At 44.4% G+C, this 25102-nt stretch carries 24 protein-coding genes, 3 tRNA genes and 2 riboswitches; of the genes, 26 read left to right on the top strand and 1 reads right to left on the bottom strand.

The annotated features are described in order from the left end of the window. The first annotated feature begins 45 nt into the window (after positions 1–45). The 21 genes from M3079_RS02230 to M3079_RS02130 all read left to right on the top strand — a co-directional run bounded on the left by M3079_RS02230 (position 46) and on the right by M3079_RS02130 (position 19883). The gene (locus tag M3079_RS02230) at positions 46–918 is read left to right on the top strand and encodes an AAA family ATPase (RefSeq protein ID WP_249076953.1); all 873 of its coding nucleotides are present in this window, start codon (positions 46–48) and stop codon (positions 916–918) included. Positions 919–1009: 91 nt separating this feature from the next. Beyond that, positions 1010–2995, top strand: a complete 1986-nt coding sequence (gene tkt / locus M3079_RS02225; protein WP_249076952.1) for a transketolase — start codon at positions 1010–1012, stop codon at positions 2993–2995. 54 nt (positions 2996–3049) lie between these two features. Beyond that, positions 3050–3853, top strand: coding sequence for a bifunctional hydroxymethylpyrimidine kinase/phosphomethylpyrimidine kinase (gene thiD, locus M3079_RS02220; RefSeq protein ID WP_249076951.1), 804 nt, complete (start codon positions 3050–3052; stop codon positions 3851–3853). A gap of 1 nt (position 3854) precedes the next feature. After that, positions 3855–4679 carry a hydroxyethylthiazole kinase gene (gene thiM / locus M3079_RS02215; protein ID WP_249077108.1) on the top strand — a complete coding sequence of 275 codons (825 nt, stop codon included), beginning with the start codon at positions 3855–3857 and terminating at the stop codon, positions 4677–4679. Between the two features lies 1 nt (position 4680). After that, positions 4681–5325, top strand: coding sequence for a thiamine phosphate synthase (gene thiE / locus M3079_RS02210; protein WP_249076950.1), 645 nt, complete (start codon positions 4681–4683; stop codon positions 5323–5325). A 100-nt stretch (positions 5326–5425) separates the two neighbouring features. Beyond that, positions 5426–5590, top strand: a riboswitch (Lysine riboswitch). A 73-nt stretch (positions 5591–5663) separates the two neighbouring features. After that, positions 5664–6446 (top strand): 4-hydroxy-tetrahydrodipicolinate reductase, encoded by a 783-nt coding sequence (dapB, locus tag M3079_RS02205; protein ID WP_249076949.1) that lies wholly within the window; start codon positions 5664–5666, stop codon positions 6444–6446. A 21-nt stretch (positions 6447–6467) separates the two neighbouring features. Beyond that, positions 6468–7499, top strand: coding sequence for an aspartate-semialdehyde dehydrogenase (locus M3079_RS02200; RefSeq protein WP_249076948.1), 1032 nt, complete (start codon positions 6468–6470; stop codon positions 7497–7499). Between the two features lie 15 nt (positions 7500–7514). Continuing rightward, the gene (gene dapG, locus M3079_RS02195; protein WP_249076945.1) at positions 7515–8729 is read left to right on the top strand and encodes an aspartate kinase; all 1215 of its coding nucleotides are present in this window, start codon (positions 7515–7517) and stop codon (positions 8727–8729) included. 14 nt (positions 8730–8743) lie between these two features. After that, positions 8744–9640 carry a 4-hydroxy-tetrahydrodipicolinate synthase gene (gene dapA, locus M3079_RS02190; RefSeq protein ID WP_249076944.1) on the top strand — a complete coding sequence of 299 codons (897 nt, stop codon included), beginning with the start codon at positions 8744–8746 and terminating at the stop codon, positions 9638–9640. Next, positions 9640–10044 (top strand): CGGC domain-containing protein, encoded by a 405-nt coding sequence (locus tag M3079_RS02185; protein ID WP_021716607.1) that lies wholly within the window; start codon positions 9640–9642, stop codon positions 10042–10044. The genes dapA and M3079_RS02185 overlap by 1 nt, the downstream gene beginning before the upstream one ends. 94 nt (positions 10045–10138) lie before the next feature. Beyond that, positions 10139–11434, top strand: a complete 1296-nt coding sequence (locus tag M3079_RS02180; RefSeq protein ID WP_249076943.1) for an SH3 domain-containing protein — start codon at positions 10139–10141, stop codon at positions 11432–11434. A gap of 15 nt (positions 11435–11449) precedes the next feature. Then, a complete protein-coding gene (locus tag M3079_RS02175; RefSeq protein ID WP_249076942.1) occupies positions 11450–12943 on the top strand; it encodes a leucyl aminopeptidase in 1494 nt (497 codons plus the stop codon). 1 nt (position 12944) lies between these two features. After that, a complete protein-coding gene (locus tag M3079_RS02170; protein ID WP_249076941.1) occupies positions 12945–13763 on the top strand; it encodes a PHP domain-containing protein in 819 nt (272 codons plus the stop codon). Between the two features lie 22 nt (positions 13764–13785). Continuing rightward, positions 13786–14607 carry an Asp23/Gls24 family envelope stress response protein gene (locus M3079_RS02165; RefSeq protein WP_249076940.1) on the top strand — a complete coding sequence of 274 codons (822 nt, stop codon included), beginning with the start codon at positions 13786–13788 and terminating at the stop codon, positions 14605–14607. A gap of 14 nt (positions 14608–14621) precedes the next feature. Then, positions 14622–14972 (top strand): DUF3870 domain-containing protein, encoded by a 351-nt coding sequence (locus tag M3079_RS02160; protein WP_249076939.1) that lies wholly within the window; start codon positions 14622–14624, stop codon positions 14970–14972. Positions 14973–15197: 225 nt separating this feature from the next. Further along, a complete protein-coding gene (locus M3079_RS02155; protein WP_249076937.1) occupies positions 15198–16550 on the top strand; it encodes a sodium:alanine symporter family protein in 1353 nt (450 codons plus the stop codon). Between the two features lie 160 nt (positions 16551–16710). Then, a riboswitch (glycine riboswitch) is annotated at positions 16711–16805 on the top strand. 105 nt (positions 16806–16910) lie between these two features. After that, on the top strand, positions 16911–18284 hold the full coding sequence (locus M3079_RS02150; RefSeq protein ID WP_249076935.1) for a sodium:alanine symporter family protein: 1374 nt from the start codon (positions 16911–16913) through the stop codon (positions 18282–18284). A 37-nt stretch (positions 18285–18321) separates the two neighbouring features. Beyond that, positions 18322–18398, top strand: a tRNA-Pro gene (locus M3079_RS02145). Between the two features lie 17 nt (positions 18399–18415). Then, a tRNA-Gly gene (locus M3079_RS02140) sits at positions 18416–18489 on the top strand. A 3-nt stretch (positions 18490–18492) separates the two neighbouring features. Further along, positions 18493–18569, top strand: a tRNA-Arg gene (locus M3079_RS02135). Between the two features lie 240 nt (positions 18570–18809). Next, a complete protein-coding gene (locus tag M3079_RS02130) occupies positions 18810–19883 on the top strand; it encodes a hypothetical protein (RefSeq protein WP_249076933.1) in 1074 nt (357 codons plus the stop codon). Between the two features lie 202 nt (positions 19884–20085). Here the strand turns inward: M3079_RS02130 and M3079_RS02125 are convergent, their stop codons facing one another. Then, the gene (locus tag M3079_RS02125) at positions 20086–20691 is read right to left on the bottom strand and encodes an HD domain-containing phosphohydrolase (RefSeq protein WP_249076930.1); all 606 of its coding nucleotides are present in this window, start codon (positions 20689–20691) and stop codon (positions 20086–20088) included. 466 nt (positions 20692–21157) lie between these two features. Between M3079_RS02125 and M3079_RS02120 the strand changes: the two genes are divergently transcribed. The 5 genes from M3079_RS02120 to raiA all read left to right on the top strand — a co-directional run bounded on the left by M3079_RS02120 (position 21158) and on the right by raiA (position 25003). Continuing rightward, positions 21158–21931, top strand: a complete 774-nt coding sequence (locus M3079_RS02120; RefSeq protein WP_249076929.1) for a basic amino acid ABC transporter substrate-binding protein — start codon at positions 21158–21160, stop codon at positions 21929–21931. Between the two features lie 111 nt (positions 21932–22042). Then, positions 22043–22822 (top strand): basic amino acid ABC transporter substrate-binding protein, encoded by a 780-nt coding sequence (locus tag M3079_RS02115; RefSeq protein ID WP_249076926.1) that lies wholly within the window; start codon positions 22043–22045, stop codon positions 22820–22822. Between the two features lie 98 nt (positions 22823–22920). Further along, the gene (locus M3079_RS02110) at positions 22921–23577 is read left to right on the top strand and encodes an amino acid ABC transporter permease (protein WP_021716334.1); all 657 of its coding nucleotides are present in this window, start codon (positions 22921–22923) and stop codon (positions 23575–23577) included. Between the two features lie 8 nt (positions 23578–23585). Next, on the top strand, positions 23586–24305 hold the full coding sequence (locus M3079_RS02105; protein ID WP_249077106.1) for an amino acid ABC transporter ATP-binding protein: 720 nt from the start codon (positions 23586–23588) through the stop codon (positions 24303–24305). Positions 24306–24472: 167 nt separating this feature from the next. After that, entirely contained in the window at positions 24473–25003 is a 531-nt protein-coding gene (gene raiA, locus M3079_RS02100) for a ribosome-associated translation inhibitor RaiA (protein ID WP_249076925.1), read from the top strand. Positions 25004–25102 lie beyond the last annotated feature (99 nt).

Genomic DNA, 25102 nt, shown 5'->3' with positions numbered 1-25102 from the left:
TAGTAAATTTATTTTGTCGTCCTGAAAATAAAGGAATTATATGCAATGCTTTATTTAAAAAGTTTTACTTTCCCAACTGACGGCGAAGAATTTGACGTTATCATAAATGTTAAGGAAAAATGTTACAGTTCGTTTTATCCGTTTAAAATTTTATCGCAGCGGGGAATAGAAAAGATTGATTTTGAGCCGGTAACTATTTTTTACGGCAGCAATGGCAGCGGCAAAACAACGGCGTTAAACGTAATTGCCGAAAAATTAAAACTGGAGCGCAGTTCCGTATATAACAAAAGCAGCTTTTTTAACGATTATGTTGATTTGTGCGGCTATACATTAAAAGGCATGGCAATTCCGGCAAACAGCCGTATTATTACAAGCGATGACGTTTTTGATTTTATGCTGAACCTGCGTATGCTGAACGAAGGCATCGACACAGGCCGGGAAGAACTTTTTGAGGAATACCGGAAAATCAAGTCAGGCGATAACGGCAAATTCCGCCTGCGCAGCCTTGACGATTTTGAAAAACTGAAAAGGATTACATCAGTCCGGCGCAATACGCAGTCGATGTATGTAAAGAAAAATGTCGGCGTTAATGTATGGGAACAATCTAACGGCGAAAGCGCTTTTATGTACTTTGCGCAGAAAATAGAAGAAAACGCGCTGTACCTGCTTGATGAGCCGGAAAACAGCCTGTCGCCGCAAAAACAAATGGAACTGGTGCGCTTTCTGGAAGATTCGGCGCGTTTTTACGGCTGCCAGTTCATTATTGCAACACATTCACCATTTGTGCTTTCGGTAAAAAATGCACGGATTTATGATTTTGATTCTTGCCCTGCGGCGGTAAAACGTTGGACGGAACTGGAAAACGTGCGGGTTTATTATAACTTTTTTAAACAGCACCGGGCAGATTTTGAAAAATAATGCTGACAATTATGCGCTTTTAACTATGCAGTAAATGTTAAGTATGTTATAATTTATACAAATAACGTACAATAATTGGAGGGTTTATTTTATGCAGACGATTGACCAGGTTGCAGTAAACACCTTAAGATTTTTATCTATTGATGAAGTTGAAAAGGCCAAATCCGGGCATCCGGGCTTTCCTTTGGGCACGGCGCCGCTGATGTACACGGTTTGGGACCGTTTTATGAACTATAACCCCAAAGACCCCAACTGGTTCAACAGGGACAGATTTATTTTATCTCCGGGCCATGGCAGTGCATTGTATTATGCAATGCTGCACCTGGCAGGATATGACGTTTCTATTGAACAGCTTAAAAATTTCCGCCAGTGGGGCAGCATTACTCCGGGCCATCCGGAATACGGCGTTACTCCTGGCGTAGATGCTTCTACCGGGCCGCTGGGCCACGGCTTTGCCATGGGCGTTGGTTTTGCCATTGCCGAAACCATGCTGGCTGCCAAATACAACAAACCGGGTTTTGAAGTGGTTAACCATTATACCTACGGCTTAACCAGCGACGGCGACCAGATGGAAGGCGTTGCAAGCGAAGCGGCATCTCTGGCCGGTACTTTGGGCCTGGGCAAACTTATTTATCTTTATGATGACAACCATATTACCATTGAAGGCGATACCGAAATTGCTTTCCGCGAAGATGTAGGCAAACGCTTTGAAGCATACGGCTGGCAGGTACTGCGCGTTGCCGATTCCGAAGATATCGACGCTTTGGAAAATGCCATTAAAGAAGCCAAGGCCGATACCGAACATCCGAGCCTTATTATTGTACGTACCCATATCGGTTACGGCAGCCCGAAACAGGATAACGCTTCCTGCCACGGCGAACCGCTTGGCGCCGAAGGCGTTGCCAAAACCAAAGAAGCGGCTGACTGGCCGGTTGGGCAGAGCTTTTATGTGCCGGTAACCGTACGCAAGCATTTTGACGATAAACTTGCTGCCTGTGCAGAAAAACAGGCTGCCTGGGAAGCACTGCTTGCAGATTATAAAGTAGTTTACCCGGAACTCGGCAAGGAACTTGAAGAACGCATTAAAGGCGATGTGCTTGTAAGCCGCAGCGACCTTGAAGCTGTATTTAACGATATTGAAGGTATTTCCATCCGTGAAGCAGGCGGAGAAGTGCTGCAGAAACTTTCCATGCAGCTGCCTCAGCTTGTTGGCGGCAGTGCCGACCTTGGACCTTCCAATAAAACCGTAATGAAAACCTGCGGTTATTATTCCAAAGATGACAGAACCGGCAGAAATATTCATTTTGGCGTGCGTGAACACGCTATGGGCAAAGCACTGAACGGTATTGCACTGCACGGCGGCTTCATTCCGTTTGGCGGTACCTTCCTCGTATTTGCCGATTTTATGCGCCCGGCAGTACGCATGGCTGCGCTGATGGGCCTGCGTTCCATCTTTGTATTTACGCACGACAGCATTGCCGTTGGCGAAGACGGGCCTACGCATCAGCCGGTAGAGCATGCTATGAGCCTGCGCGTTATTCCCAATTTGTGCGTTATCCGCCCGGCAGATGCTTTGGAAACCGCTATGGCATGGCAGACAGCCTGCCTGAACCAGCATAAGCCTACGGCGTTGCTTTTAAGCCGCCAGAAATTGCCTGTACTGCATAAGTATACCGCTGTGATTCACGATAACGCCGGTAAAGGCGCTTATGTGCTTGATGCAGGCAAAGGTGAAGCCAAAGCGGTTATTATTGCAACCGGCAGCGAAGTGCATCTGGCGCTGGAAGCACAGGCCAAACTTGCCGAAGAAGGCATTTGCGTAAGCGTAGTATCCATGCCGAGCTGGGATATGTTTGAAATGCAGAGCGAAGAATATAAAAAATCCGTATTGCCTGAAGGCTTGTCGAAGGTTGCCGTTGAAGCCGGCGTAACTTTGGGCTGGAGCCGCTATACCGGCAGCGAAGATAATGTTATCGGCATCAATAAATTTGGTGCATCCGCACCGGGCGGCACGGTAATGAAGGAATACGGCTTTACTGCCGAAAACGTTGCAGCTAAAGTAAAAAGCTTATTGTAATATTGTAAACGGGCCGGCTTATGCTGAGCCCGTTTTTTATGTAAAGGAGCAGAAATGAAAAATTTACTTACTATTGCCGGCAGTGATTGCAGCGGCGGTGCCGGTATTCAGGCAGATTTAAAAACCTTTGCCGCGCACGGAACTTTCGGCATGAGCGTAATTGTATCGGTTGTTGCTGAAAACACTGCACGCGTTATTGATATTCAGGATGTTACGCTCGGTATGATAAAAAAACAAATGGACGCAGTTTTTGAAGACATTTTTCCGGATGCTGTTAAAATAGGCATGCTTTCCACGCCGGAATGTATGCAGGCTGTTGCGGAAAAATTAACAGAATATAAGCCTAAGAATGTTGTTATAGACCCGGTTATGTATGCTAAAAACGGCTGTGCGTTAATGCAGCCTTACGCGATTGATACGCTTATAAAAACCATAATTCCGCTGGCAGATGTGCTGACGCCTAATATTCCGGAAGCGGAAAAAATTGCCGGAATGGAAATTAAAACCGTTGCTGATATGGAAGCAGCAGCGAAGAAAATCTGCGCCATGGGCTGCAAGGGTATTGTGGTTAAAGGCGGGCACCATATCGGCAATGCGGTGGATGTGCTTTTTGACGGCAAGGAGTTTTACCACTTTGAAACCGAGCGCATCAATACCAAAAACACGCACGGCACAGGCTGCACTTTTTCATCGGCAATAGCCGCAAACCTTGCTAACGGCCTCAGCGTTGCCGAAGCGGTAAAAAATGCCAAAAGCTATGTAACAAAAGCCATTGAACACAGCCTTGCCATAGGCAAAGGCTGCGGCCCGACACATCATTTTGTAGATTTATACAGAAAGGCAGGCATGCTTGAATAATATGGAAATGCAGAACAATTTTGGAAAGATTATTGCGGAGTTGCAGAAACAAAAACCGGTAATTCACCACATTACCAATTATGTAACGGCAGAAGCGTGTGCCGATGCCGCTATATGCGCCGGTGCTTCCCCGGTTATGGCAGATGAACCGGAAGAAGTGGAAGTTATAACTGCAGGCAGTGATGCGTTGGTATTGAACCTTGGCACTATTAATTATAATAAAATGATTGCTATGGAGCGCTCTGCCATGGCGGCTAAAAAGAAGGGCATACCTGTTGTGCTTGACCCTGTTGGCGTGATGAGCAGCGCTTTGCGCCTTAATTTTGCGCTGAAGCTGTTAAAAGGCGGATATGTTAATATTGTGCGCGGAAATTATGACGAGTGCCGCGCGCTGGCTGACGAAAAAGCAGCCGGGCACGGAGTGGACGGCGTTTTGCAGGCAGATGAAGGCGAAAAATTGCAGGCTGCCAAAGCTGTTGCTGGCAAATTTAACTGCATTGCCGCTGTAACGGGACAAGTTGATTATGTAAGCAACGGCAAACAGGTGCTGGTTTTAAACGGCGGCAACGAAATGCTGAAAAAAATTACCGGCGCAGGCTGCATTACTACAACATTGTGCGCCTGCTGCGCTGCTGTTACCAAAGATTATATGACCGCCGCTGCTTTAGGTGTGGTAATTATGGGGCAGGCTGCTGAACTTGCCGCAGGCTTTATGGAAAAGAAAGACGGGCCGGGTATGTTTAAAACACGCCTGTTTGACGGTATTTACCATGTTACCGGCAAGTGGAATTTAATTAATTTAAAGCCGGAAGAAAGAATGAACTGATATGAAACCTGTAATTGATTACAGTATCTATCTTGTTACGGATACGGTGTATTTTAAGGACGATAGTATTTACAACAAGCTGGAAGCCGCGCTTAGTGCCGGTGTAACGCTTTTGCAGTACCGCGATAAAAGTGCGGAAACACGTATTTTGTACGAGCGCGCCTTAAAAGTAAAAGCCCTGTGTGATAAATACAGAGTGCCGCTGATAATTAACGACCGTGCGGACATTGCTTTTGCCGTACAGGCGGCAGGCGTACATCTGGGGCAGGGCGATTTGCCGCCGCTTATTGCACGCCGTATGCTGGGCAGCGATGCCGTTATCGGCGTATCGGCTCATAACGCGGATGAAGCACTGAAGGCAGAGGCGGATACTGCCGATTACCTTGGCTGCGGCGCTGTTTATGCAACTTCAACCAAAAAAGATACTTCCGTCATTGGCACAGAAGGTTTAAGTAAAATCAGTGCGGCAACAAAACTGCCGTTTGTGGGTATCGGCGGCATAACGCTTGAAAATTATAAAGCTGTATTGCAGGCTGGCGCTGACGGAGCAGCAATAGTAAGCGCAATTTTAGGAGCGGATGATATTTGCCAGACGGTGCGGCATTTTAAAAACCTGGCTTTAGAAGCCAAAAGTGTAAAAATTTAACAAAGCAACATTCTCAAAAGACAAAAATTTAAAATTTAAAGAATTTTTGTTACACTTTATTTGACAACATTTATAATGGGTTATATAATTATGCTATAAATTGTTTGATAGAGGAGCGGAACACATCAGTATAACGCAGAGCGGGAGCGATGAAGCGTTTGAAAGGGCAACCGCCGAAGTTTAAAAAGCAGCCATGTTTTTTATGCTGGGCCGTCAGTGAATAACTGCCGGACTGTCGCCACAAAGGCGGAGGGCTATCTCAATGATTTAGCAGATTTGTTGCCGTTGGGAAAGTCTTTCTCAACGGTTTTTGTTTATAAAAGAAAGGGGCTGGCAAAGTGATTAGGGTTTTGGTTAACGGTGCGCTTGGAAGAATGGGTACCGAAGTTTGCAAAACAGTTATGGAACAAAAAGATATGGATTTAAGCGGGGTTGTAGATATTAACGGCGCCGATAAAACTATTCCTTATTATGACGGCGGTGTTTTCGGCGTGGATACGGATTTGGAAAACGCCATTACCTGCACACGTCCGGATGTTGTTGTTGATTTTACCCGTCCCGATGTTGTAATGGACAACCTGCGCAAAATTATTTCTATGGGTGTAAACGCCGTTGTAGGCACAACAGGTTTTACCAAAGAAAATCTTGAAGAAATCGACAAGCTGGCTTCCGAAAAAGGCGTAGGCGTTCTAATTGCCCCTAATTTTGCACTGGGCGCAGTAGTAATGATTAAGCTTGCATGCGAAGCTGCAAAATACTTCCCAAATGTGGAAATTATCGAAAAGCATCACGATAAAAAACTGGACGCACCTTCCGGCACGGCCGTGCTTACGGCGCAGAAAATTGCCGAAGTACGTGCCGCTATGAAACAGGGCCATCCCGATGAAAAAGAAACCATGCCCGGCGCACGCGGAGCAGATTTTGAAGGCATGAAAATTCACAGCCTGCGCCTGCCCGGTTATGTTGCTTCGCAGGAAGTTGTGTTTGGCAGCCAGGGTGAAACCCTTAAAATTATCAGCGACCCGGTTAACCGTGAATGCTACATGCCAGGCGTAATGCTTGGATGCCGCAAAATATTAAATATTAAAGGCCTTGTTTACGGCCTTGATAAATTATTATAATTTTATTTATGGGGGATGTTTATGAAAAAGTATAATGTAGCAATTTTGGGCGCGACCGGTGCGGTCGGCGCAGAATTTTTGAAACTAATAGAAGAAAGAAATTTTCCTTTTAACGAACTGCGCCTTTTGGCTTCCAAACGCAGCGCAGGCAAAATTATAAACTTTATGGGCAAGGATTACACCGTGCAGGAAGCAACGCATGATTCTTTTGCCGGTATTGATATTGCCCTGTTTGCAGGCGGCAGCATTTCCAAGGAGTTTGCCCCGAGCGCCGTTAAAGCAGGCGCAGTGGTAATTGATAATTCCAGTGCTTTCCGTATGGACCCGGAAGTACCTTTAATTGTTCCGGAAGTTAACCCGGAAGCAATTTTAAAACACAAGGGCATTATCGCTAACCCTAACTGCTCCACAATTATTATGCTCATGGCATTAAAGCCTATTTACGACCTGGCAAGGATTAAACGCATTATTGTTTCCACTTATCAGGCCGTTTCCGGCGCCGGCAAAGAAGGCATCGACGAATTGACAAATCAGGTGGGTGAATACCTTGAGGGCAAAGAAATGACGGCAAATATTCTGCCATCCGCCAGTGCGGAAAAGCATTACCCGATTGCTTTTAATTTAATTCCGCAGATTGATGTTTTCTGTGATAACCTGTACACCAAAGAAGAAATGAAAATGGTGAACGAAACCAGAAAGATTTTAGATGATTACGATATGCGTATTACCGCAACCACCATCCGTGTGCCGGTATACCGCAGTCATTCCGAGTCTGTTAATATCGAGCTGGAAAAAGATGTGTCCCTTGATGAAATTAAAAAGGCTCTGGCAGCATTCCCTGGTGTTATTGTGCAGGACGACCCGGAAACGCAGACCTATCCGATGCCGCTGTACACTTCCGATACCGACGAAGTTTATGTTGGCCGTCTGCGCCGCGATGAATCTGCTCCCAACAGCTTTAACCTGTGGGTAGTGGGCGACCAGATTAGAAAAGGCGCAGCCCTTAACACTCTGCAAATTGCCGAAACCATGATTAAAAACGGCTGGATTTAACGGAGAAGAGCGCTGATGAAAATACTTATTCAAAAATTCGGCGGCACTTCCGTCGTTGATGAAAAAGCCCGCACTGCCGTTAAGGATAAAGTACAGCAGGCTATACGCAGCGGTTATGCTCCCGTAGTGGTGGTATCGGCTATTGGCCGCAAGGGCGCGCCCTATGCTACCGATACTTTAATTGATTTTTTAAAGCAGGTTAACCTTTCCGTTAATGTGCGCGAGCAGGATATGCTGATGTGCTGCGGCGAGATTATTTCCGCCTGCATTATGGCGGCCACCTTGCAGAAGTTTGGCTTTAACGCCATGGCGCTTACCGGCGGGCAGGCAGGCATTATTACCGATTCGCAGTTTGGTGCGGCACGCATTAAAAACATTAAAACCGATGATTTAAGGCATTTGCTGGAATCCGGCGTGATACCTGTCATTTGCGGTTTCCAGGGCATGACGGAAAACCACGGCAAATTTACCACGCTTGGACGCGGCGGCAGCGATGTTACGGCGGCTGCACTTGGTGTGGCGCTTAATGCCGAAAAAATTGAAATTTATACCGATGTGGAAGGCGTTATGACCGCCGATCCCCGCATTGTTAAAGATGCAACCATTCTGCACAAAATTTCTTATGCGGAAGTGGCGCAGATGGCGCAGCAGGGAGCAAAGGTTATTCATCCGCGCGCGGTGGAAATTGCCATGCGCAGGAACATTCCGCTGGTTGTTAAATCTACCTTCAGCGATGCGCCTGGCACGCTTATTACCAGCGATATTTCCGGCTTGGAAGTTGAAAATTCCGTTACGGAACGCAGAATTAGCGGCGTAACGTATTTGAAGGATTTGGTACAGTTCCGCGTGCAGTTGGATACCAAAGACGCCAGCAGCGGCCGTATTTTGTTTGAAGATTTGGCAGCGGCAGGCATCAGCGTAAGCTGCCTTAATTTGTCGGAGAGCAGTTCCATGTTTGCGGTTTTCAGCGCCGATGCGGAAAAAACCGTTGCAGTGCTTGACGAAGCCGGCTTTGCTTATACCGTAAATAAAAACTGTGCCAAAGTTTCCGTGGTGTTTGCCGCTGTGCGCGGCTTCCCGGGGCTGATGGCAAAATTTGTCAGCGCGCTTGCCGATAATAAAATCCATATTTTGCAGACGGTGGATTCGGATACCACTATTTCTGCCATTGTTAAAGAAGAACATATTAACGAAGCTGTTACCGCGCTTCATAAAGCGTTTAAATTATAAGAGGGGTGTTTTGAATGAAAAATCCATATTTTGGCAGATTGCTTACTGCTATGGTTACTCCGTTTAATGCCGACGGCAGCGTAAATTATGAAAATGCCGCTGATTTGGCAGACTGGCTGATTGCCCACGGCAGCAACGGTTTGGTTGTGGCAGGTTCTACCGGCGAAGCGGCGACCATGACTGTTGATGAAAAACTGGAACTCTTCCGTGTGGTTGTAAACCGCGTTAATAAACGTGTGCCGGTTATTGCAGGTACCGGCTGCAACTGCACCGCCGAAACTGTAAAAATGACCAAGATGGCCGAAGTTATGGGTATTGACGGCGTGCTTATTGTAGGGCCTTATTACAACAAACCTACTCAGGAAGGTTTCTACCAGCATTTTGCGGCTGTTGCCGAATCTACCAAGCTGCCTATCATCGTTTACAATGTGCCCGGGCGCACGGCTTCCAATATTGCGCCGGCAACTGTGGCACGACTGGCGGAAGATTTTGACAACATTGTTGCCATTAAAGAAGCGGCAGGCAATGTAGGGCAGGTTAACGAGCTGTTTACCGTACTGCCGGAGGACTTTACCATTTACAGCGGCGACGATATCGAAATTCTGCCGTTTATGTCCGTAGGCGCAACCGGTTTGATAAGCGTACTGAGCAACTGCGGCGGCGAAATGCTGCAGGAGCTTATGCAGGCTTATGAAGACGGACGCGTAAGAGAAGCAGCGCGCCTTAATACCAAAATGGTGCCGCTTGCCAAAGCCATGTTTATGGAAACCAACCCCATTCCCATTAAGGCTGCCACTACCATGGTAACCGGCATCGAATGCGGCGAACCGCGCCTGCCGCTGACTCAGCTGGAAGCGCAGCATAAAGAGCAGCTGGCGGCAATGCTTAAAGAATACGGGCTGATGAAATAATGGCAAAAACAGCGTTAATTATTCAGTGCGATATAGTTGCCAAAAAATGTGTCGGCTATGCCTGCATGAAAAGTTTTGAAACACGTACAGGCAAATTTGCAGGCCTGGAGGAAGGCGTAAACTATCTTTCAACAACCTGCGGAGGCTGCTGCGGAATGGGCGTTGCGGCAAAGCTGGAGGATTTAAACCGTAAGCTGAAACGCTGGGGCGACAGCAAGGATGATGTTACGGTATATCTGGCAAGCTGCATTGTGTCTGATAATTACCATAATCCGCCGTGCCCGCATAAAGAATATATTAAAGAGATAGTAGAACGTAAGGGCTATAAATTTATTTCCGGCACTTATATTTCCAAAACTGCACAGAAAAAACGTGAAGCCGGTATTTATAAACCGCTTGAATAATTTTAAAGACCGTTTTAAACGGTCTTTTTCTTTATTTGCAGGCAGGATTTTAACAGAAAAAATAGAAAATAATATGGGTAAAGGAGTGAGTAAAATGCGTTTGAAGGATTTTATTGGCTGTTTTATTTTTTGTGCGTGTTTGGTTTTGCCATGCTTTGCGGTAAATGCTGCGGGTGTTACCAATTACAGCAGCTTTATAAGTGCTGATTACTGGGTAAAAAATAACCCGGCAGGAGAGCAGGTTATACTTGATGCCGCAGGAGTTGCCGCTTACAATAAAAGAATTGCAGATAAATCGCCCTCGGTTTATGATTTAAAGGCTTATCCGCAAACGCTTGCCGGGAGTACCGTAAAGGGTTATGTTTCCGGGTATGATGTTCTTAATGACCCGTTATTCCGCCTTGGCAAAGAAGTAAGCCAGAACTATAAAAATATTTTAATTAAAGAAACCAATACAGATAAAATACCGGCACAGGTTAATGTGCGTTATGGTGTTACGGTAAGGCGCAGCAATTTGCGTGTGCTGCCAACCAACGAAGGGCTTTTTTATTATCCTACCGATAATAATTTTGATGCTTTGCAGGAAACTGCTGTTGCTGTTTCCGAGCCGCTTATTATTCTGCATCAAAGTGCCAACGGCTTTTTTTACTATGTGCAGAGTTATAACTACCGCGGCTGGATTTCGCGCTTTGACGTAGCCGTTTGCGGGCGCGATGCCTGGCTTAAATATGTGGAGCCGCAGAACTTTCTTGTTGTAACCGGGCAGAGCTTTAATGTTAAAGTACCCGGCGAAAGCGTTTATTGTGACGAAGGAACGCGTTTGCAGCTTGTAACGGAAGGCAGCAGTATTTACACCGTTAAAATGCCAATCCGTGCGCAAAACGGAACTTTGCAGGAGGTTAACAGCAATGTTGTAAAAAATGCCGCCCTGCATAAAGGTTATTTGCCTTACACTGCCAATAATGTTTTAAGGGGTGCTTTTAAATATTACAATGCGCCTTACAGCTGGGGCGGCGCGCATAAAGGCATAGACGACGCCAGCTTTATTGCAAACGTTTACCGCACTATGGGCATATTTTTGCCGCGCAATGCCGATGAGCAGGAAAATACTTCCGGTTCTGCCGTTAAATTTACCGGAATGACATCTGAACAGCGCCTGGAAGCGATAAAAAAATTAACGCCCGGTTCGTGCCTGTATATGGACGGTTATGCCGTAATGTATGTTGGTACTTCCAGCAATGTACCGTATGCAATACATGCACTGGCAACGCATTATACCGGCGGCGTGCGCCATACGGAAATGCGCGTGGTTGTAAGCGATTTGGAACTGCAGCGTGCCAACGGCGGCAGATTTTTGGATGAGTTTAATACAGCAATGACTTTTAAATAAACGAGAGGTAAAAAGATGAAAGATTATCAAAAACTTTTTGCAGTAAGGGAAAACAACCTTACTGCTGAAGAAATTGCCGGTGCGGAAACCTTAGTGCTGTTTTTGTGCAAGGGCTGTATTCCGGCTTTGCCAAAAATGAACGCGCCTGAATATTTGGTAAAAGCAGTGGATGAACTGCTTAAAAAGAATGAAAAACTGGCTGATACCGGTGAAATTACACATTTTGCCATGTTTGGCAAAAACGGATTGCAGCAGGTGGTTATTTGCGGCTTTGGCGGTAAAAATGCCTGCAAGCCTAATGATTTGCGCAAAGCAGCCGGTGAGGCGGCGCGCGTTTTAAAACAGCTTAAAACGGAAAATGCGCTTGTTATTGCGCCGATACTTTTAAACGCAGCTCGCCCGCATTATCTTTCGGCTTTGGCAGAAGGGCTTATTTTGGGCGGTTATACTTTTAGTGAATGCAAAGGCAAACAGGAACAGGAAAAAGATATTTGCTATACCATTGTTACCAATGTTTCTGGTGCGGCAGAAGTTGTTTCTGCAAGCTGCATTGTAAGCAGCAGCGTATGCTTTGCGCGCGATTTGGCCAATAAACCTGGCAACATGCTTACGCCTCTGGATATGGCAAAAGCGGCTCAGCTTACGGCGGAAAAATGCGGTATGGAATGTGAAATTCTTGACGCCGCGCAAATGCAGGCTAAAAATATGAATGCAGTTCTTGCGGTGGGTCAGGGTTCTGTAAACCCACCGTATATGGCTGTGCTTAAATATAACGGCGGCGGAGATGCGCCGTATACCGCTTTTGTAGGCAAGGGCATTACTTTCGACAGCGGCGGAATTTCCATCAAGCCTGAAGCCAATATGGGCGAAATGAAGGACGATATGACGGGCGCTGCCGTAGTGCTTGGCGCTATGCAAGCCATTGCGCAGTTAAAACTGCCGTGTAATGTTATTGGCATTATGGCATGTGCTGAAAATATGCCTTCCGGAAGCGCCCAGCGCCCCGGTGACGTTGTAAAAGCCGCTTCTGGCAAAACTATTGAAGTTGTTTCAACCGATGCGGAAGGGCGTATGGTTCTGGCAGACGCCGTATGGTATGCCTGCCGTTTGGGGGCTGCCAAAGTTATAGATATTGCCACGCTGACAGGCGGCGTTATTGTGGCGCTTGGCAATGAAACGGCCGGTATTGTTGGCAATAATGAAGAACTGATTGAGAAGATTATGTCATGCGGCAAAAAAGCCGGAGAGATGTACTGGCACCTGCCTTCACTGCCGGAATGCAAAGAAGCAATTAAAAGCGATATTGCCGATTTGACCAACAGTGCCGGGCGTGCGGCAAGCACTATTACCGGCGGGTTGTTTATAGGCGAATTTATTGACGAAAGCACGCCGTGGGCGCATCTTGATATCGGCGGAACTTCAACCGCTGCCAAAACAGAAGGCTTTAAGCCTAAAGGCTGCACGGCTTTTGGCGTAAGGACATTTGTTAACATTGCAAAGGAATTGTAAAATGCTTGTAGATTTACATACTCACAGTACGTTTTCGGATGGGCGCTACACGCCGTCACAGCTTGTAAAAATGGCGGCAGAAGCCGGTATAGGCATATTGGGCATTACAGACCATGATTCCGTTAACGGCATAGAAGAAGCGCTTAATGCTGCCGCTGCCGCAGCTGGCGCGCCTGTAATTGCCAAAGGCGTGGAACTTGGCACACAGGTTGGCGAAAGCAGCGTACATATTTTGGGTTATAATATAGATATTCACAATAAAAATTTGCTTGATAAAATTGAAGAAATGCGCCATGCACGCGAAAAACGCCTGCACAGGATGCTTGATAAAATAGGGGCGCTCGGTTACCATATAACGGTAGAGCAGTGCGACCCGAAAAACCGTGCCGTCGGCAGGCCGCATGTGGCCAAGGCACTGGTAAAAAAAGGTTATTTTTCTTCGGTGGAAGAAGCCTTTGACCTGCTTTTAAAACGCGGAAAACCGGGCTATGAGCCGCAGCCGAAACTTTCGCCGGAAGAATCGGTGGAGCTTCTGCACGGTGCAGGCGGGCTTGCTGTTTTAGCGCATCCTGCCGAAATAGAAAATCTGCCTTTGGTGAATACCTTGTTAAGTACAATTCCGTTTGACGGTATTGAAGTATACCATCCTAGTGCCGATGAAAAAATGCAGCAATGCTTTTTGCAGATGGCAGAGAAATACAAACTGCTTGTTTCCGGCGGCAGCGATTTTCATGGTGTGGAAGGGCGTTTTCCGGAGCAGCTGGGAATTTTTAAAGTTTACGCTGAAAAGGTAAATATCATTCAGAAAATGCTAAAATAAAAATAATGCCGGAGGAATGTTTATGGAGGTTGTTGCATTTGTAGGACCGAGCGGAACCGGTAAAAGCCACCGTGCAATAGGCGTGGCGCATAATAATAACTGCGATGCAATTATTGATGACGGGCTTTTAATTAAAGGTACCAAAATTTTGGCCGGAACTTCTGCTAAAAATGAAACCAACAGAATACAGGCTGTAAAAAGGGCAATTTTTACGGAAGACAGCCACGCCGATGAAGTGCGCAATGCTCTTGTTTCCGGCGGCATCCACCGTTTATTGATACTGGCTACTTCTGACAATATGATTCAGAAAATTGTTTTGCGCCTCGGCCTGCCGAAACCCGAAAAAACCGTATATATTCAGCAGATTGCCACCAAGCAGGAAATGAAAAAGGCCAAGCAGATGCGCCTGAAGGACGGCAAACATATTGTTCCTGTGCCGACGGTAGAGCTAAAACCGCATTTTACCGGTTATTTCGCCGATTTGCCGTATAATCTGTTCTCCAAAGAGCGCAAGCATGCCGAACCTGACCGTTCCATTGTGCGCCCCGCTTTTAGCTATTACGGCAAAATTTTTATTTCGGATTACGCAATACAGGATATAATAAACATTGTTGCCCAGAAGATGCTTGGCATTGACAAGGTAAACAGCATCAGGGTAAGAAGGCGCAGCAGCAATACCAAAGGCATTGCCATTGCCGTGGAAGTAGTGCTGTTTTACGGTGTGCGCGTTTTTGAGGTTACAAAGGTTTTTCAAAATAAAATAAAAGAAAAAGTTGAGTACATGACAGCAATGCAGGTTAAATCTGTTGATGTTTCGGTACGCAGCCTGTCTGTACGCAAATAAGGAGGAAATTGCAGATGCTTGATGCTACGCAGCGCAGCAGTGTTATTTTTTCTGCCTATGCCAAATTGCCGGCGGGAATTACGGCATACGAAGTACATAAAGTAATTGGCGTAGTGGTGGAAATTGACATGCATACCGGCCGTATTTTGCAGGCGGAATGTACGCTTGCAACCAAACTTGCCAGCGATTTTATCGCTAAAATGCTTGTAGGCTACAATATGAATGATGGCCTTGATGAATTGAACGCCATGATTGAAAAGCATTATCAGGCAAGTGCCAAAAAAGCCGTATTAACGGCTGTGCGTATGCTTAACGACAAATTCATCAGCCACAAAAACGGAGAAGGCATTGATTATTACGATTGATTTATCAGGGCAGCCCTTTCTGCTTAACGGCAGGAAGGGTTGTTTTTTGTTTTAACGCATACCGGTATTTTGCATACAAGTATACTTTTGTAAAAGTCTTGCAAAGTTATAAGTTGTTCTGTAAAATAAAGAATGTGTTTACATAATAGCGATAAAATTGCTCTTAGTTTTTACAAGATGTTAATTTTTGAGCTGCTTATGATTTTGCTATGAAAGGGAGATACTATGCTGGAATTTTTAAATGAGGTTGATGCGTTTGTGTGGGGACCACCGCTTTTGTGCTTGCTGGTGGGTACCGGTATTTGGCTGACAATCAGGTTAAACATGATTCAGGTTTTACGTTTGCCGCTTGCTTTAAAATTGATTTTTAAGGCTAAAAACGAGGGCCATGGCGATGTTGACAGTTTTAAAGCGCTGTGTACGGCACTTGCTGCAACAGTAGGCACAGGCAATATTGTTGGCGTGGCAACGGCAATTAAAGCCGGCGGCCCTGGTGCTCTGTTCTGGATGTGGATGGCTGCGTTTTTTGGTATGGCAACCAAGTATGCCGAAGGCGTTTTGGCTGTTAAATACCGTACTATTGACGCTAACGGCCATATCGGCGGCGGCCCGATGTACTATATTGAAAAAGGTCTTGGCAGGCAACACCGCCCGCTGGCAATTTTCTTCGCGGTAGCCGGTACGATTTGCGCCTGCTTCGGCAGCGGCACATTTACCCAGGTAAATGCAATTGTTGAAATTACCAACGCCGGTGCGCAGATTCCTGTACTTTACACATCTATCGCACTTACCGTATTGGTTGCGGTTATTACCCTTGGCGGGTTAAAAAGCATAGCAGTGGTTGCTGATAAAATCGTTCCGTTTATGGCTGCGCTGTATGTTATTACGACCATGGCCATTCTGTTTATGTTCCGTGATGCACTTCCGGGAGCTATTGCAATGGTTCTGCATGATGCTTTTACAGGTACGGCAGCAACCGGCGGCTTTTTGGGCGCAACGATGATGTTTGCAATGCGCAACGGTATTGCCCGCGGCTTGTTCTCCAATGAATCCGGCCTCGGCAGTGCGCCGATTGTAGCTGCGGCAGCGAAAACAAAATGGCCTGCCGAACAGGGGCTTATTTCCATGACCGGTACTTTTATTGATACCATTATTATTTGTACTATGACAGGCCTTACTATTATCGTTTCCGGCGTATGGAGCGGCGACTTAAACGGCGCTGCAATGACGCAGAGCGCATTTACGATGGTTTTCCCGGTATTAGGCAATATGCTTTTAATGATTGGCCTCGTGCTGTTTGCGTTTACAACCATTCTTGGCTGGAACTATTACGGCGAACGCTGCATTGCATATCTTTTAGGCGTAAAAGCTATTATTCCTTATCGTCTTTTCTTTATTGCCATGGTTGCCTGCGGCGCATTTTTAAAACTGGAAATGATTTGGATTATTGCCGATATTGCCAACGGGCTGATGGCGCTGCCTAACCTTATTGCACTGCTGCTTTTAACCGGTGTAATAGTAAAAGAAACAAAGTTATATTTTAAACATCTTGATGAAAACAAAGATTATTTAAAATAAAAAAATCTGAAAAACTGTAAACAAACTACTTGCAATTATTAGAGTTTGTGTTAAAATAATTAGAAATGAATATCGCAGTGGATGAAGCATATGGGAGAAGAAATTTTTCTACCGAAGGAGTAAACTCTCAGGTGCCGGGTTGCCGGTGAGAACCGTATGTGGACACATCTCTGGAGAATCCCACTAAAAGGGTGCCGAAGGTGCACGGGGAAGCAACGCCCCTTATCTCTCAGGCCAAAGGACAGAGCTTTAAGCGTAAATAATATATTTATATTATTATTTGCCTGCTTATTATTGCCGCCGGATTTGGGATTTGTCCGGCGGTTTTTATTTTACTAAACAGGGAAGAGGGAGTAAAAATTGTTTAACAACGAAGAAGTTATTGCACTATTGAACACGATTGATACTTTTGTATGGGGACCGCCGCTTTTGGTGCTGCTGGTTGGCACCGGCATCTGGCTTACCATCCGTTTAAAGCTGCTTCAGGTTTTTAAACTTGGCGATGCTTTAAAACTTATCTTTTTTGCCAAAAATGACGGCCACGGCGATGTAAACAGTTTTAAGGCCCTTTGTACGGCACTTGCCGCAACTGTCGGCACAGGCAATATTGTAGGCGTGGCAACGGCTATTAAAGCAGGCGGCCCTGGCGCTTTGTTCTGGATGTGGATGGCAGCGTTTTTTGGTATGGCTACCAAATATGCTGAATGCCTGCTTGCCGTTAAATACCGCACGGTAGACGCCAACGGCAATATTTCCGGCGGACCTATGTATTATATTGAAAAAGGTATGGGCAAAAAATACAGGCCGCTTGCAATTTTGTTTGCTGCGTTCGGTGTTTTGTGTGCTTACTTTGGTATTGGTACCTTTGCACAGGTAAACTCCATTGTAGAAATTACGCAGATTACCGCAGGCATACCTGTTACTTACACAGGCATTGCCATTACCGTTCTGGTTGCAGTAATTACCATCGGCGGTTTGCAGAGCATTGCAAACGTAGCATCTAAAATTGTGCCTTTTATGGCAATGCTGTATTTAATTACAACCGTTGGCATTTTAATTATCTTTGCCGACCAGATTCCTTCTGCTTTTGCAAGCGTAATTGACGGTGCTTTTACCGGCACGGCAGCAACCGGCGGTTTCCTTGGCGCAACTGTTATGATGGCAATGCGCAACGGCGTAGCACGCGGCGTTTTCTCCAATGAATCCGGCCTTGGCAGTGCGCCGATTGTAGCAGCGGCAGCAAAAACAAAATGGCCTGCGGAACAGGGCCTCGTTTCTATGACCGGTACATTTATTGATACCATTATTATTTGTACTCTTACCGGCCTTACTTTGGTAGTAACCGGCGTCTGGAAAGGTGACCTTAACGGCGCTGCAATGACGGAACAGGCTTTCTCGATGGGTCTTCCTGCTTTCGGCAGTATCCTGCTTTTAGTAGGACTTGTACTGTTTGCGTTTACAACCATTCTTGGCTGGAACTATTACGGCGAACGCTGCGTTGAATATTTAATTGGCGTTAAAGCAATTTTGCCTTACCGTATTATTTTTATCATTCTTGTTGCCTGCGGCCCGTTTTTAAAACTGGAAGCAATTTGGATTTTGGCAGATATTGTTAACGGCTTAATGGCAATACCTAACCTTATTGCACTGCTGGCTTTAAGCGGCGTTGTTGTTGCCGAAACAAAACTTTACCAGCAGCATTTGAAAGAAACAAAAGCAAAGGAAAATGCTTGACTTTTAACTTCTGAAACGGTATAATATACGTTGTGTTCGGGGCGTGGCTCAGCTTGGTAGAGCACCTGTCTTGGGAACAGGGGGTCGCAGGTTCGAATCCTGCCGCTCCGACCAGAAGAAAATTTTATATTGCGGGTGTAGTTTAGTGGTAAAACCTCAGCCTTCCAAGCTGATGTTGTGGGTTCGATTCCCATCGCCCGCTCCAAATGGTTCAGTAGCTCAGTTGGATAGAGCAACGGCCTTCTAAGCCGTGGGTCGGGGGTTCGAATCCCTCCTGGATCACCATTTTAAAACACAGTCGTGGAGTGACTTCCACGGCTTTTTCTTTTTTTTGTGTGGGAACAAAAGGTCGGCGTTCTTTGAGGTCAACGCGAGGTCAATTGTACCTTAAAAACTTGACAAAATCATTAAAAAATTGTTATTTGAATTAGTAATCATGAATGATATAATGATGTATAATTTTTAAAATTGATTATAATAACTATATTTTAATTAAATATTATCGTGATATAAGGAGGAAAGAGAATGATTTTATTCAATACTAAACATTTTGAATTATATAATTATATAATTCATGATTTTTTAGAAATAGAGATATTTGGGGTTGAAGATGAAGAAGTTATTTTTGATATGGCTGAATGTATATATCCTAAATATTTATATAGAGAACAATATAATGAATGTATTAAGATTTTAAAAGAATTGTATCAATGGACTAATGATAAATTTTATCATGAAATGACAGCGTTTCATGAGATTGCTTTAAATGGATTTCTTGAATATATGTCAGATATTCAAAGTGATTGTCCTAAATTTAAAAAATTGTATTTCAATAAAAAATTAAGGAAAATGATTAAAAAAGCTGCAATAGATGATATGAATGAAATTGATGATGATTTTAATTTAAAAGATTTAAAAGATATGTATTATGATATTAATAGTTACGCTGATAATTTGTTTATTGATATGGATTTTTTGTTTTTGGATTTAATATATAATAATCATAAAATGGGCAGTACACTTATTGAAGATAAATTAGGTATAAACTTAGATTATTATTTTGAAATATTACCTTTAGATATACAAAAACAATATAAGACAAAACACATTACGCTGAGTGGTGAAATTTCTTCATTATTAGATTATATAGAAAACAGGATTCATAACGGTAATTTGAATCAATTATTTTGGGTAGATAATCGGCCGGTAAACGAAGAAAGAATTCATTTGATTTTAGAAAATATAATGGATGCTTATTTTCATAATAAAGATATTGAAATAACGCGGGAAGCTTTAGTTGGAAATGGTAAAGTTGATTTTTTATTATTAAAAAATGATAATGAAAAAGAAAAAATTTTGATAGAAGTAAAACGAGCAAACAGTTCGTATTTGAAAAAAGGTTATGAAAACCAGTTAACAAAATATATGTACGCTTCAAATTGTAAAAATGCATTTTATTTAATTGCATGTTTTACAGATAGTGAATATAATACAGCTTATAAATTTATCCGCGAAAATGTTTATACTGATGAAATTCAAATGTATATAAATATTGCTGTTTTGGATTTACGAAAAAGAAAAGTTCCATCAAAATTCTAAAGAAACTAATGATTATAGATTTGGGTGAAAACTTTAATTATGGGGAAACGTGAGAATATTAAAACAATTATATATGCTAGAGCTATGATGTCATCAGAAGAGAAATAATAAAATTAGCAAAATATAAAAAACTCATCATCATTAAGAAGATAGTTTCTTGAATGATGATGAGTTAATATTAACTTTAAACTTTTATAAATTTCTACCGTATTTTGCTCGGTATTATTGATTCTAAAAACGCACGCACAACATTGGGGTCAAAATCGGTGCCCGCTTTATCGTTCATTTCTTTAATTGCTTCCATAGGCGTTTTTTGCCAGTAATGGGTACAGGGGTTTACAATGCGGTCGTAATAATTGGCTACGGCGATTATACGCGCTCCCAGCGGTATGTTTACGCCCTTTAAACGCTTGGGGTAGCCGGTGCCGTCCCACTTTTCGTGGTGGCTGTAAATAATATCGATAATATGCGAAAATTCCGGAATATTTTCGAGCATACTGGCACCTGCCTGGCAGTGGCGTTTATAGGTAGCCATCTCGCGCGTGCTTAAATAAGGCGATTTTTTTAAAATCGTGTTAGGCACGGAAAGATGCCCGATATCGTGCAGAAGCGCGGCGCTTTTAATGGAAGCTATTTCTGCGGCGGGCAGGCCGAGCTTGGCCGCAATGCATGCCGAATAGTTGGCAACCTGCTGGCTGTGCATGTATAAACCCGTATCCTTTTTTTGCAGCAGCGTTAAAAGCGAGTTGCATATTTCACGTATGTTATTTTCGCGTGGAAAATCCAGTGTCTGGGGTAAAGCAATCATAAAACAACCATCCTGTAAAAAATCCGTCCAATCAAATCTTGCACATAATAGTATACTACAACGCGGCAAAATATCAAAGAGCATTTTATAAATTTTTTAGCCACAGGTATTGCAAAAAATCTATTAGTCGCTATAATTAAAATGCAGCTCAGGTCTGTGGTTGAAAGTCGATGCCAGTTGCGGGCAAAACGATCCACGTAAGCAGTAAAAATTACTGTGAGCACGGCGCAGCTTAGAAGTAAGTCCTGCCGCGAAAAGCGAGAGGAGCAGTAGTGGGGAGCATGTTGCTTAGGAGCGAACCTCCCAGCAGGCGGGTGTGGGGGCGAAGACCAGGTCAGCTGAGTTGCTTTATTTTATAAAAATTAGCCTTTTTTGCATATTTTTGCTTGTGCAGAAGGGCTTTTAGTTTTATAATATACATTATTATAACCTGCCTGTTGGCAGAATATTGGAGGGAGATAACCTGATGAAAAAGTTTTTGGCATTATTAATGGCGGCCATGCTGGCAATGGCGCTTGTTACGTCCGGCTGCGGCGGCAATGATGAGAAACAGGCGGGCGGTGAAAAATTACTGCGTGTCGGTACTGAACCTTCTTTTGCGCCGTTTGAAATGCAGGCGGAAGGCAGCGAGGAACTTACCGGTTTTGACATGGATTTAATCCGTGCTATCGGCAAACAGCTCGGCTATAAAGTGGAAATCAGCGCGATGGGTTTTGACGCTTTAATTCCTGCTTTGCAGGCAGACAACATTGATGTTGCGCTGGCAGGCATGAGCATTACTGAAGAACGCAAGCAGCAGGTAATTTTTTCTGACCCGTATTATAAATCCGGACTTTTGGTAATGGTACCGAAAGATAACAACGATATTAAAAGCATTGACGATTTAAAAGGCAAGCGTATTGCCGTGCAGATTGGCACTACCGGCGCATTCCGCGCAGAAAAAGTTGAAGGAGCCAAGGTAACTGCGTTTAACGATAACGGCAGCGCTGTGCTGGAAATGAAAAACGGCGCGGCTGACGCTGTTATTAATGATGCTCCTGTGCTGAAATACTTTTTAGCGCAGGGCGGCAGTGAATACGCTAAAACCGTCGGCGAAGTTTTGAATGCCGAAGATTACGGTATTGCCGTTAAGAAAGGCAACGACAAACTGGCTGCCGATATTAACAAGGCTCTTAATGAGCTGAAGCAGAACGGTGAATTTGATAAAATTTACAATAAATGGTTCGGCGAAGCTAAATAATGGTTTTTTATACAGGTTTTTTGAAAGTTTTTGTTGCTTAACCTGTATTTTAGAGCTATAATATTTTAACAGATAAAAGTTTGTAAATTTATGCTGTTGGAGGTTATGTTTATGAAAAAGTATTTGGTGTTTTTAATGGCTGCTTTAATGCTTGTGGCACTGGCAGTTGCAGGCTGCGGCGGCAGCAAGGATGAAGCTAAGGCTCAGCCGGAGAAAGTTTTGCGCGTAGCAACTGAACCGACTTTTGCTCCGTTTGAATTCCAGAAAGAAGGCAGCGATGAACTGGCAGGCTTTGATATGGATTTAATCCGCGCTATCGGCAAAAAACTCGGCTACAAAGTTGAAATTGCCAATATGGGTTTTGATGCATTGATTCCTGCGCTGAACACCGGTAATATTGATGTTGCCATTGCTGGCATGAGCATTACCGACGAAAGAAAACAGGCTGTAGGCATGAGCGACCCTTACTATACTTCCGGCTTGATTGTAATGGTTAAAAAAGACAACAACGACATCAAGAGCATTGAGGACCTTGCCGGCAAACGCATTGCCGCACAGATTGGCACTACCGGCGCTGACAAAGCAAACAGCGTTAAAGATGCCAAAGTAACACTTTTCAATACCAATACCGAGTCTGCAATGGAACTGACCAACGGCGGCGTTGACGCTGTTATCAACGACAGCCCAGTTATCGGTTATTATCTGGCACAGGGCGGCAGCGAAGTTGCCAAAACCGTTGGTGATGTTATGGAAGCAGAACAATATGGCATTGCCGTTAAAAAAGACAACACCAAGCTGCTTGAAGACATTAACAAAGCTTTGGCAGAACTGAAAAAAGACGGCGAATATGACAAGATTTACAAAACCTGGTTCGGTGAAGTGAAAAAATAAGCATTGCGCCTGAATGCGGGGAACATCAACGGCAACGAAGGTGTGCCCCGTATTTTATTTATTAAAGCGCAGGCTGACTGGAAGGAAAGACAAGCCTAATGGAACTGAATTTTAAACTTATTGAAGATGCGATACCGCTTTTGCTGGCCGGTGCCGGAATTACCCTTGAAATAACCGCCATGAGCGTAGGCTTTGGCTTATTGATAGGTATGATTATCGGCGTTGCAAGGCTTGCCAGCATTAAACCGGTGCGTTATGCAGCTAACTTTTATGTAGATTTTATTCGCGGCACGCCGCTTTTGGTACAAATCTTTCTGGTATATTTTGCGCTGCCTACCATTATCGGACAGCGCATTGACCCGTTTTTTGCGGCTATCTGCGCCTGCTCCATCAACAGCGGTGCATACATTGCCGAAATTTTCCGCGCGGGCATCCAGTCTATCGATAAAGGGCAGATGGAAGCCGGGCGCTCTCTGGGCATGACCTGGTACCAGACCATGCGCTATGTAATTATGCCGCAGGCCTTTAAGCGCATTATTCCGCCGCTGGGCAATGAATTTATTGCTATGCTGAAGGATTCTTCGCTGGTTTCCGTTATCGGTTTTGAAGAACTGACAAGACGCGGCCAGCTGATTATTGCGCGTACCTATGCTTCTTTTGAAATCTGGCTGGCAGTTGCCGTAATTTACCTTATTATGACCTTTACGGTTGCGCGCCTGGTAGGGCTGATGGAGCGGAGGTTTGAAACAAAATGAGTACAGAAATGATTAAAATTACAGGCCTTAAAAAAAGCTACGGCAGCCTTGAAGTTTTAAAGGGCATTGACCTTACCATTGCCGAAAAGGAAGTAGTGGTAATTATAGGCCCATCCGGCAGCGGCAAAAGTACGCTTCTGCGCTGCATGAACTACCTTGAAGAACCGACTGAGGGCACGATTGTTGTTGACGGTATTAAGCTGGACGGCGAAGCCAACATTAACGAAGTGCGCAAAGAAGTAGGCATGGTGTTCCAGCGTTTTAACCTGTTCCCGCACATGACGGTGCTTGAAAACCTTGTGCTTGCCCCGATGAAAGTACGCGGCATTGACCGCAAAACCGCGGAAGCAACGGCTATGGAGCTTTTAGGCAAGGTTGGCCTTTCTGACAAGGCTGATTCTTATCCGGACCAGCTTAGCGGCGGGCAGCAGCAGCGTGTTGCTATTGCGCGTGCGCTTGCTATGAAGCCGAAAGCACTTTTGTTTGATGAACCGACATCTGCGCTTGACCCGGAAATGATTAAAGAAGTACTGGACGTTATGAAACGCCTTGCCAACGAAGGCATGACCATGGTGGTCGTTACTCACGAAATGGGCTTTGCGCGCGAAGTTGGCGACAGGGTGTTGTTTGTTGACGGCGGTAAAATTCTGGAACAGGGTAAACCTGACGACATTTTTTTACATGCCAAAGAAGAACGTACCCGCAGTTTCCTTTCCAAAATTTTATAATTGAAACTGTTACAATAGTAGCAGATTGTAAACTCGTGCAGAAAAAAGACTTTTTTGCACGAGTTTTTGTAATTTTTTGCAGGAGTTTTAATTATTATGGCGAATACAAATAATAACAAACTAAAGAGTTTGTTATCCCGGACCTCGGGATTAAGGAGGGATAATTTATGAACGTAAACGTAAGAGGAAAGAACATTGTTGTAACACCGGCGCTCAAAGAGTATGTTGAAAAGAAAATTACGAAAATCACGAGGCAGTTTAAAACCGTTGGCGATATCAGTGCAGTACTTAAAGTTGAAAAAGGCAACCACATTGTGGAAATTACCGTTCCTGCCAGCGGAATTTTAATCAGAGCCCAGGAATCTACCAAAGATATGTATTCGTCCATTGACTTGGTAGTAGAAAAAATTGAACGCCAGGTACATAAATATAAAACACGTCTTGCCAAACGTAAATATAGCAACTTTGTAGAGCCTGTACCTGCTCCCGAAGTAGAAGCGGCTCCGGATGAAGAATTCAAGATTATCAAGAACAAGAAGTTCTCGATGAACCCGATGACGGCTGAAGAAGCAATTTTGCAGATGAACCTGCTTGACCATGACTTCTTTGTATACTTTGACCCCGATTATGGCGGAGTAAATGTTGTATACCGCCGCAAAGACGGCAACTATGGTTTGCTGCAGCCTGAATTAAAATAATCTTTACATTGATTTCACAAAAAAGCCCGGGACAAAAGGCCCGGGCTTTTGACTTTTTGCGCGGTTTTTGGTAAAATTTTATATTAGTATAGTGTTTAT

The sequence above is a fragment of the Phascolarctobacterium sp. ET69 genome (assembly GCF_023336935.1).
Classification (GTDB): Bacteria; Bacillota; Negativicutes; order Acidaminococcales; family Acidaminococcaceae; genus Fusicatenibacter_A; species Fusicatenibacter_A intestinipullorum.
The sequence above is the reverse complement of the archived record's forward strand: the minus strand, read 5'-3'. Positions and strand labels throughout refer to the sequence as shown.